An 8985-nucleotide genomic window follows, 5' to 3' on the forward strand; every position below is an offset into this window, starting at 1 on the left:
CGATCCCCGATTGTTCGATCAGCAGTTTGGGGATACGGATCCCCTGCGAGTTGCCGATTTTGACGATCCTGGATTTCATCGCGGGCCTCCCGTGCGTGACTACATTGTAATCACCTCGAGGATGCCTGTCAAACAGGTTGGTCGGTCGCCCGTTTCAAACGGAACTGAGCGCCAAGGTCGCCATCCGCAGATGTTCGGGCAGCCACGGGAACGCCGCGGCGATCGCCTCGCACCGGTCCGCGAAGCTCCCCATCAGGTCCAGCCGGCGGCTGCGCCACAGCACGTCGATCCACGCCCGCAGCGCGGCGTCGGCGGCTTCGGGTTCCAGGTCCACCTCGAGGTCGAGGTCGCGCCCGGCGATCAGGTCGCACACCACCACGCCCAGGGTGGCCACGGGCAGTTCCGTTATCAAGGATGCGGCCAGCGAGCGCGCCCCGGCGACGTCGCCGCAGGCCAGCCTGGCCTGGGCCAGCTTCACGGCGGCGGCCGCGCGGGGCGGCGTGCCGGCGGCGCGGGCCAGGGCGGCGCGGGCAGCCGTCCAGTCGCCGCGGGCCAGCGCGTGCTCGCCCACCGCCTCGTGCCACTGCGGCGGGTTGCCGTGGCGGCAGTGGTAGCGCGAGGCCAGACCGTCGGCGTCGCGCACCAGGTGGGCGAAGGCGATCGCGGCCAGCAGGGCCTCGGGATCGCAGGGCGCGTGCTCGAGCGCCGACTCGGCCAGCGCCAGCGCCTCGCGCAGGTCGCCGCGGGACGCGGCCAACCGGCTCAAGCCCATCAGCGGGCGGACGGTCGCGTTCTGGGGCGAGGCGGCTCCGCCGCGATCGCGGCAGGTCCGGTAGGCGTCCGCCGCGGCGTCGGCGCGGCCCAGCAACTCCAGCACTTCCCCCCGCCGCCGCCAGTATTCCGCCGCGTCGGACGTCGCCGGCGCCCAGCGGTCCAGCCAGGTCAGCTCCTTGGCCGCCCCGTCCGCCATCCCCCGCCCGACGTGCACGATCAGGTCGCCGGCGAAGCGGAAGCCGTCGAGCGCGCGCGGCCCGGCGCGGTCCAGCAGCGACGCGGCCGTCAGCGCCTCGCGCCGCCAGAGCGGCGCGTCGTTCCAGAAGCGGGCCTGCTCGAGCAGTTTGTAGCGGCTGTACCAGTCGCGCGGGTCGGCGGCCAGGCAGCGTCGCAGCAGGGTGACGTCGCGGTTCTTCTTGTCGCGCGCGGCGGCCACGTCGCGCGTGTAGCCGAGGTGACGCAGGACGCCGTCGAGGTCGCGCGTCGTGCGCCCGTCGCGCCGCAGGGCCGCCTCGACCGTACGGGAGGCGTCCTCGTGGATCGGGTGCTCGTAGCGGATCGCGGGATCGCGGCGGAACAGGCGCAGCAGGCGGCACTCGTGGACGTGGCCGTGAGGCAGCTCGTCGCGCAGCAGGACGGTCGCCGCCCCGGCCTCGGGATCGTCCAGCAGGCCGCGGATGGCCGTCGCCAGTTCGGGGCCGACGCGCTCGTCGGCGTCCAGCATCAGGATCCAGTCCCCGGTCGCGGCGTCGAGCGCGGCGTTGCGGGCCGCGGCGAAGTCGTCGCACCAGACGAACGGCACCACGCGCGCGCCGGCCGCCTCCAGCAGCGGCACGGTCGCGTCGCGCGAACCGCTGTCCACGGCGACCAGTTCGTCCCACAGGCCGGCGACGCTCTCGAGCAGTCCCGGGAGCATCGCTTCCTCGTCGCGGACGATCAGGCACAGACTCAGGCGCGGGGTGGCCAGGGGTGGTCCCTCCGGTTCGGGTCAGGGTGACCCGCCGCCAGGGGCAAGGCCCATGCCAGCGCCGGCGGGGGCGGGGAGGGGCGCCGGCCCTATCGGGAGCCGCGATCCGGCCAGGGCGGGCGCCCCGCTGGCCGGTTTCTGACCGCCGGGGCGCCCGGAGGTCCGTTCCGGGGCCCTCTGCGGCCGTTGCGGGCAGGCCCGTCGCTTGCAACCACCGCGGCGAAGCATCAGGACACCTCCTACAGGAGGACGGAGTGAGGACGGCAAACCTCCCCCAGACGAGCGATCGGGAAGCGCCAGGCACCCCCCGCCTGGCGTACTTCGGCGGGGAACCGGCCTTTGCGGTTCCCCGTCACGTCGGCGCCCCCAACCTGGGCGACCGCGCCGTCCTGATGCGCCGCATCGAGGGGCTGCTGGACCGCCGCTGGCTGACCAACCGCGGCCCGCTGGTCGAGGAGTTCGAGCGGCGCCTGGCCGAGCGCGTCGGTGTGAAGCATGTTGTGGTGACGTGTAACGCGACGACGGCGCTGGAGATCGCCGTGCGCGCCCTGGACCTGCGCGGCGAGGTCATCGTGCCCTCGTTCACCTTCGTGGCGACCGCCCACGCGCTGCAGTGGCAGCGCATCACGCCGGTGTTCGGCGACGTCGAGCCCGGCGGCTACACGCTCGACCCCGACCGGGTCGAAGAGCTGATCACGCCCCGCACCACCGGCATCATCGGCGTGCACCTGTTCGGGCGCACGGCGCGCGTCGCCGAGCTGCAGCGGCTGGCCGACCGCCGCGGCCTGCAGCTGCTGTTCGACGCCGCCCACGCCTTCGGCTGCACGCGCGAGGGTCGCACCGTCGGCGGCTTCGGCCGCTGCGAGATCTTCAGCTTCCACGCCACCAAGTTCCTCAACGCCTTCGAGGGCGGCGCCGTCGCCACCGACGACGACGACCTGGCCGAGCGCGTCCGCCTGATGCAGAACTTCGGCTTCGCCGGCGAGGACCGCGTGATCCACGTCGGGGTCAACGGCAAGATGACCGAGGTCTCGGCGGCCATGGGCCTCACCTCGCTGGAGGCGGAAGCCGGGATCGTCGCGGTCAACCGCGGCCACTACGATGCGTACCGCCGCGAGCTGCGCGGCGTGCCCGGGCTGACGCTCATGCGCTACGACGAGCGCGAGCGCAACAACTACCAGTACGTCGTGGTCGAGGTGGACCGCGACGAGGCCGGCCTCTCGCGCGACCAGCTGGTCGCGCTGCTGCGGGCCGAGAACGTGCTGGCGCGCCGCTACTTCCACCCCGGCTGTCACCGCATGGAGCCGTACCGCTCCCTGTTCCCGCACGCCGGCCTGCTGCTGCCGCGCACCGAACACGTCACCGACCGGGTGCTGGCCCTGCCCACCGGCGGCGGCGTCGATCCCGCCGACGTCGCGCGCATCGGCGGCCTGCTGCGCGCGATGGTCGCGAACGCCGCCGAGATCCGCGACCGCTGGCCCCACGCCGTCCGCCGAGGGAGCGCCTCTTGACCGAACATCCCGTGAGCGAGCGCCAGACCCTTCCCGCAGCGCCGGCCGCCGACGTCGTGCTCGTCAACGTGGGCTGCGGCGACCAGCCGCTGCCGGGCTTCGTCAACCTCGACCTCGACCGCGACGCCGACCTGAAGCTCGACGTCCGCCGCGGCCTGCCCTTCGCCGACGGCACCGTCGACGGGATCCACAGCGAGCACTTCGTCGAGCACCTGACGCAGGGCGAGCTGCTGGCCTTCCTGCGCGAGTGCCGCCGCGCGCTGCGGCCGGGCGGCGTGGTGCGCGTCGCCACGCCGGACCTCGCCGAGATCGTCCGCTGCTACGTCGACCCTGACTGGCACGAGCGCTGCGGCCTGAAGGACTACGGCTACGACTGGCTCGCCAACCCCTGCGAGATGCTGAACGTCTGCCTGCGGGACTGGGGCCACAAGCACGTGGTCGACGCGGTCGAACTGAAGCGCCTGGCCCGGCTGGCCGGTCTCGCCGAACCCGTCGCGTGCGCGACGGGGGAGAGCCGCTGGCCGCATTTCCGGGGCGTCGAGTCCCGGCTCGGCCGCCACCTGGTGATGGAATTCCGCCGTCCCGTCCCGGCGCCGTGCCCGGCGGGCGGGCCGCCCCTGGTCAGCGTGCTGATCGCCGCCTACGAGCCGCGCTGGTTCGAGGCCGCCCTGCTGTCGGCGCGCCGTCAGACCCATGCGAACCTCGAGATCCTGGTCGGCGACGACAGCCCCGGCGACGCGATCGAAGCCGTCTGCCGGCGCCACGCCGCCGAGGACCCGCGCGTGAGCTACGTGCGCAACCCGTCGGTCCTGGGCGAAATCGACAACTGGCAGGCCCTCTACGAGTGCGCGCGCGGCGACTACGTGAAGTGCCTGGCCGACGACGACCTGCTCGAACCGCCGTGCGTCGAACGCCTGGTCGCGGCGCTGGCCGAGCGCCGCGAGGCGACCCTGGCCGCCTCGTACCGCCGGCTGATCGACGAGGAGGGCGGCGTCCTGCCCGACGACTTCAACGCGCCCCTGGCCGCCGCCGACGTGGTGATCCGCGGGACGGACCTCGCGGCGCTGATGCTGGGCAACCGCCGCAACGTCATCGGCGAGCCCACGACCTGCCTGTTCCGCCGCGAGGACGCCGCCGACGCGCTGCCGGCCCTGATGTCCTTCGGCGGCCGCCGCGCCCTGACCAACGGCGACATGTCCCTGTGGTGCCACCTGCTGAGCAAGGGCGACCTGGTGCTGCTGCGCGAGCCGCTCAGCTCCTTCCGCCAGCGCACGTCGCAGACCTGCCGCGGCGAGCGGCACCGCGCCGACGCCCAGCGCGCCTGGGACCTGCTCGGCCAGGACGCCAAGCGCTTGGGCCTGTGGTCGGGGATGCCGCCCGCGGCCGGGCGCATCGCGGCCCGGCCGCTCGTGCCGCCGCCGCCGCCCGCGCCCGAGGTCTCGCTGCTGCTGCCGGTCGCGGGCGACCTGCCGTCCCTGCTGCGCGGACTGCTCGCCCTGTCCGCCGAGAAGCTGCCGACCGTGCTGGAGTACGTGGTCGCGGACGTCGGCCTGGCCCCCGCAGCGCGCCGGTACCTGGAGCGCGCCGTGCCGACCCAGCCCGGTCTGCGGGTCGTCGACGCCGCGGGAGCCTGCCGCGCCGCCGCCATCGACCGGGCCGCCGCGACCGCTCGCGGCGCCTGCTTCGTGATCGCCGACCTGGACGCCGACCTGCCCCCCGGCTGGCTCGCCGCCGCGGTGATGCCCCTGGTGTCGCAGCCCGACCTGGCCGCGCACGGCCTCGACCAGCCCCCCGTCCTGGCCGTGCGGGCCGACTGCTTCCGGCAGGTCGGCGGCTGCGGGTCGGGCGCCGACTGGCGCCGTGCCCTGCTGACGGGCCTGCAGGGTGCCGGCCTACGGACCGCGCCCCCCCCGCCAACGCCCACAGAATTATCTTGCGCCTAGTTGTTACGCAGATATCTTTGTTATACCAATAAGTCTTGGCACACCAAGATCAGGCTCCGGTTCAGGGACGCCAACGATCGGATCGTGCGTGACACTCGACCTGGTGCAGGCCGGCGCGGCCGCCGAACTCCTCGACATCGATCCCTGCAACGGGTTACGGACCCGTCTGATGGAGATGGGCCTCACGCCCGGCACCCACCTGTCGGTGGTCCGGCACGCTCCTCTGGGCGATCCCATCGAGATCAAGGTGCGCGGCTATCGCCTCTCGATCCGCAAGCAGGAAGCGGCGCTGATCCGCTGCCGCCCCCTCTGACCCCGAGCGCCAGCCGGAGGACGCGATGGCCCCCGTCACGGACCCCGACCGCCGGCAGCGGATCATCGCGGTCGCCGGCAACCCCAACAGCGGCAAGACGACCCTCTTCAACGCGCTGACCGGCGCCCACGCCAAGATCGGCAACTACCCCGGCATCACCGTCGAGTCCCGCACCGCCGAGGCCGAACTGCCGCGCGCCGGCCGCGTCACGCTGGTCGACGTGCCCGGCACCTACAGCCTGACGGCGCGCTCTCCCGACGAGGAAGTGGCGATCAACTCGCTGCTGGGGCGCAAGGGACTGCCGCGCCCCGACGCGGTCCTGGTGGTGCTGGACGCCGTCGCGCTGGAGCGCAGTCTGTTCTTCCTGATGCAGGTGATGGAGTTCGGCCTGCCGGTCATCGCGGTGGTCAACATGATCGACGCCGCGCGCGGCGAGGGCATCGACCTGCACTTTGACGCGCTGCGCCTGGAACTCGGGATCCCGGTCGTGGGCACGGTCGCCCGCCGCCGCCAGGGCCTCGAGCTGGTGCGCGAGGCGCTCGACGACCTGCTCGACGGGAAGGCGCACCCGTCGCCGGGCTGGCTGTGGGAGCCCGGCGCCGAGCTGTCCCGCGACCTCGACGCCTTCGACGCGGCCATCCGCGAGGAGGTGCGCTTCAGCCTGCCCTCGCCCGCCGCCCGCCGCGCCTTCGCCCTGTGGCTGCTGATGAGCGTGACCCCGCACAGCGAGCTCGAGGTCCGCCCGCGCCTGCGCGACCTCGCGCTGGCGACGCGCGCCCGCCTCGAGGCCGCCGGCCGCGATCTCGCGCGCGAGGCGGTGGCGGCCCGCTACGCGAAGATCGACCTGCTGGCACCGCGCCTGATCACCCGCAACCCGCCGCGCAGCCACCAGACCGAGCGCATCGACGCCGTGCTCACCCACCCGCTGTGGGGCACCGCGGTCTTCGTGACGATCATGGGGCTGATCTTCCAGACGCTGTTCTCGTGGTCCGAGCCGTTCATGGGCCTGATCGAGAACGGCGTCGGCGGCCTCGCCGGCGCGCTGCGCGGGCTGTTGCCGGCCGGGTTCCTGCGGGACCTGCTGGTCGACGGCGTGATCGCCGGCGTGGGGGGCGTGCTGGTGTTCCTGCCGCAGATCCTGTTCCTGTTCCTGTTCATCTCGATCCTCGAGGGCACCGGCTACCTGGCGCGCGCGGCCTTCCTGATCGACCGCCTCATGCGCAAGCTCGGCCTGCACGGCCAGGCCTTCGTGCCGATGCTCAGCGGCTACGCCTGCGCCATCCCCGCGATCATGGCCACGCGCACCATCGACAACCGGCGCGACCGCTTCCTGACGATCATGGCCGTGCCGCTGATCAGCTGCTCGGCCCGCCTGCCGGTCTACACGCTCGTCATCGCCCTGACCTTCCCCGCCGCGCGCAAGATCGGCTTCCTGAGCACCGGCACGCTGGTGCTGCTGGGGATCTACGTGCTGAGCTCGCTGCTGGCGCTGCTGGCCGTGGGGCTGCTGGGACGCACCGTCTTCAAGGGACGCCCGCGGCCGCTGCTGCTGGAGCTGCCGGCCTACCGGATGCCCGACCCCAAGACCGTGCTGATGGTCATGTGGGAGCGCTCGCGGGCCTTCCTGACCACCGCCGGCACGGTGATCCTGGTGATGACGGTCGTGCTGTGGGTGCTGCTGTCGTTCCCCCGCGCCGGCGCCGTCCCGCCCGGCGGGCCCGACGCGGCCGCGGCCCAGTCCGAGCAGCTGCGGCACAGCTACGCCGGCCGCATCGGCGGCGCGCTCGAGCCCGTGATCGAGCCCCTGGGCTTCGACTGGAAGATCGGTATCGGCCTGATCGGCGCCTTCGCCGCGCGCGAGGTCTTCGTGGGCACGATGGGCGTGGTCTACGGCGTCGGCGGCGGCGGCGACCCCGCCGACGACACCCTGCGCGAGGCCATGCTGCGCGACCGCCGGCCCGACGGGCGCCCCGTCTGGACGCCGCTGACCGGGGTGAGCCTCATCGTCTTCTTCATGATCGCCATGCAGTGCATGAGCACGCTGGCGGTCACCCGCCGCGAGACCGCCAGCTGGGGCTGGACCCTGTTCATGCTGGGCTACCTGACCGCCGCCGCCTACCTGGCCTCCCTGATCGTCTACCAGGGCGGCCGGGCGCTGGGCTTCGCCTGACCCCGGAGGGCTTGCGCGGCGGGGCGCGATCGTCCATCATGTCCTGCGTTCGCCGCGAGTTCCCACTGCCAGCGCGAGGAAGCGACATGGCCGCCACCAGGATCAGCGATCTCTTGGCCGGGAAGGTCCCCACCGGCGCCGACGTCACCGTCCAGGGCTGGGTGCGCTCCCGCCGGGACTCCAAGGCGGGCCTGAGCTTCGTGCAGGTGCACGACGGCTCCTGCTTCGCGCCGATCCAGGTCGTGGCGCCGGCCGCCCTGCCCAACTACGAGGCCGAGGTGCTGCGCCTGACCACCGGCTGCGCGGTGACGGTGCGCGGCGAACTGGTCGCCTCGCAGGGGCAGGGGCAGAGCGTCGAGATCCGCGCCGCCGCCCTCGAGGTCGTCGGCTGGGTCGAAGATCCCGAGACCTACCCGATGCAGCCCAAGCGCCACACCTTCGAGTTCCTGCGCGAGAACGCGCACCTGCGCGCGCGCACCAACACCTTCGGCGCCGTCACCCGCGTGCGCAACTGCCTGGCCCAGGCCACGCACCGCTTCTTCCACGGGCGCGGCTACTACTGGATCCACACGCCGATCATCACGGCCAGCGACGCCGAGGGGGCGGGCGAGCTGTTCCGCGTCTCGACCCTGGACCTGGCGAACCTGCCGCGCACGCCGGACGGCAAGATCGACCACGCCCAGGACTTCTTCGGCCGCGAGTCGTTCCTGACCGTGTCCGGGCAGCTCAGCGTGGAGACCTACTGCTGCGCCCTGTCGAAGGTCTACACCTTCGGCCCCACCTTCCGCGCCGAGAACTCGAACACCTCGCGCCACCTGTCGGAGTTCTGGATGATCGAGCCGGATCTGGCCTTCGCCGACCTGACCGCCGACGCCGTCCTGGCCGAGGACTTCCTGCGCTACATCTTCCAGGCGGTGCTGGACGAGCACCCCGACGACATGGCGTTCTTCGACGAGCACGTCCAGCCGGGCGTGGCGGCGCGCCTGGCGGCCTTCGTCGAGAAGTCCTTCGACCGCCTGACCTACACCGAGGCCGTCGCGGTCCTGGAGAAGGCGAAGTCGTCGTTCGAGTACCCGGTGTCCTGGGGGATGGACCTGCAGTCCGAGCACGAGCGCTACCTCACCGAGGTCCACTGCCGGCGCCCGGTCGTGGTGACGGACTACCCGAAGGACATCAAGGCCTTCTACATGCGCCTGAACGACGACGGCCGCACCGTGGCCGCGATGGACGTGCTGGCGCCCGGCATCGGCGAGATCGTCGGCGGCAGCCAGCGCGAGGAGCGGCTCGACGTGCTCGACGCCCGCCTG

The 8985-nt window shown here is 72.9% G+C and carries 7 protein-coding genes; 5 read left to right on the forward strand and 2 right to left on the reverse strand.

Going from position 1 to position 8985, the window contains the following annotated elements:
• The coding region (locus tag Q7W29_11860; GenBank protein MDO9172515.1) for an AbrB/MazE/SpoVT family DNA-binding domain-containing protein at positions 1–79 on the reverse strand (79 nt) is incomplete at its 3' end.
• A 75-nt stretch (positions 80–154) separates the two neighbouring features.
• A complete protein-coding gene (locus tag Q7W29_11865) occupies positions 155–1711 on the reverse strand; it encodes a glycosyltransferase (protein MDO9172516.1) in 1557 nt (518 codons plus the stop codon).
• A 284-nt stretch (positions 1712–1995) separates the two neighbouring features.
• Here Q7W29_11865 and Q7W29_11870 point away from each other — a divergent pair, with 284 nt between their 5' ends.
• From Q7W29_11870 to asnS, 5 genes are all read left to right on the forward strand, one after another.
• Complete coding sequence (locus Q7W29_11870; GenBank protein ID MDO9172517.1) at positions 1996–3252, forward strand: DegT/DnrJ/EryC1/StrS family aminotransferase; 1257 nt, start codon at positions 1996–1998, stop codon at positions 3250–3252.
• Positions 3249–5195 (forward strand): glycosyltransferase, encoded by a 1947-nt coding sequence (locus Q7W29_11875; protein MDO9172518.1) that lies wholly within the window; start codon positions 3249–3251, stop codon positions 5193–5195. The genes Q7W29_11870 and Q7W29_11875 overlap by 4 nt, the downstream gene beginning before the upstream one ends.
• An 88-nt stretch (positions 5196–5283) precedes the next feature.
• The gene (locus tag Q7W29_11880) at positions 5284–5508 is read left to right on the forward strand and encodes a ferrous iron transport protein A (GenBank protein ID MDO9172519.1); all 225 of its coding nucleotides are present in this window, start codon (positions 5284–5286) and stop codon (positions 5506–5508) included.
• A gap of 25 nt (positions 5509–5533) precedes the next feature.
• Positions 5534–7678, forward strand: coding sequence for a ferrous iron transport protein B (gene feoB / locus Q7W29_11885; GenBank protein MDO9172520.1), 2145 nt, complete (start codon positions 5534–5536; stop codon positions 7676–7678).
• Between the two features lie 86 nt (positions 7679–7764).
• Positions 7765–8985, forward strand: a 1221-nt coding sequence (gene asnS, locus Q7W29_11890; GenBank protein ID MDO9172521.1) for an asparagine--tRNA ligase, incomplete at its 3' end; no start/stop codon positions are given.

Source organism: bacterium, from assembly GCA_030654305.1.
Classification (GTDB): Bacteria; Krumholzibacteriota; Krumholzibacteriia; order LZORAL124-64-63; family LZORAL124-64-63; genus PNOJ01.

What these genes read in the sequence shown, in the direction of transcription:
- feoB (MDO9172520.1), top strand. Translation starts at nt 5,534, where the DNA reads ATGGCCCCCGTCACGGACCCCGACCGCCGGCAGCGGATCATCGCGGTC.